The organism is Fictibacillus sp. Mic-4, assembly GCF_049843615.1.
GTDB classification, from domain to species: domain Bacteria; phylum Bacillota; class Bacilli; order Bacillales; family Fictibacillaceae; genus Fictibacillus_A; species Fictibacillus_A gelatini.
In genome coordinates this window covers 1-1016 of the sequence record NZ_JBBHZM010000108.1, presented here as the reverse complement: position 1 = coordinate 1016, position 1016 = coordinate 1, and the positions used below count along the sequence as shown (strand labels likewise).

1 protein-coding gene is annotated in these 1016 nt (G+C 43.6%); it reads left to right on the top strand.

The window, feature by feature from the left end; translation table 11 throughout:
* The coding region (locus WD019_RS21655) for an IS110 family transposase (protein ID WP_425712812.1) at window positions 1–895 on the top strand (895 nt) is incomplete at its 5' end.
* Window positions 896–1016: the final 121 nt, after the last annotated feature.

The window sequence follows — 1016 nt, the reverse complement described above, 5'->3', positions numbered from 1 at the left end:
GCTACTTGAAGGTAGTTATATCCCTTCGCGTGATCAACGTGAATTACGGGAACTCATTCGTTACCGCCGAAGTCTCATTGAAGAACGGGCACGGGAAGTCAATCGTATTCAGAAGGTTCTTGAAGGAGCGAATATCAAGTTGTCTTCCGTGGCACGCGATGTTCTAGGGAAATCCGGTCGTGCGATGATTGAAGCGATGATTGCCGGCGAAGAAGATCCGGAAGTTTTATCTGAATTAGCGCAACGTCGATTAAAAAACAAAAAAGAAGAGTTAAAGCGTGCGTTAAAAGGCTTGATGGGTCCTCATCAGAAGAAGTTATTGGAAACACAATTACGACATATTGATTTTCTTGATAAAGAAATTGAAGAACTCGATGCGGAAGTTAAGGAACGAATGCGCCCTTTTGAGAAAGACCTGGAGCTGTTGGATACGATTCCCGGAGTCGGCTGGCGTACAGCTGAACAAATGATAGCTGAAATTGGGACAGATGTAGGGAACCAGTTTGGCACCGCTGCAAAATTATGTTCATGGGCAGGATTAGCTCCAGGTAACAATGAAAGCGCAGGTAAACGTAAATCAGGTCGAACGCGAAAAGGGAACAAAAAACTTCGAAGTGCTCTTGTTGAAGCCGCACGAGCAGCAGCGAGAACAAAGAACACCTATCTATCAAGCCAATATCATCGCATAGCCGCAAGACGTGGCGCAAACCGGGCTGCAGTTGCCGTAGCTCATAGTATACTGACCATTTCATTCCACATCTTAACAAGAAAACAACCGTATATCGAATTGGGGGCATCTTATTACGAGGAACATAAAAAAGATGCAGTAATTAAACAATCCATTAAGAAACTAGAGTCTCTCGGATACAAGGTTACCATAGAGACCGTCGCATAAAAGAACGTTAACCTAATATAACAACAGCCTGGGTTCCATTTTGTGGAATTTAACCGGGTTAGTTTGGTGTTGCCTTTTTTACGAGAGATCCTGCACGGACCATAATTTATTTTCAGGATAG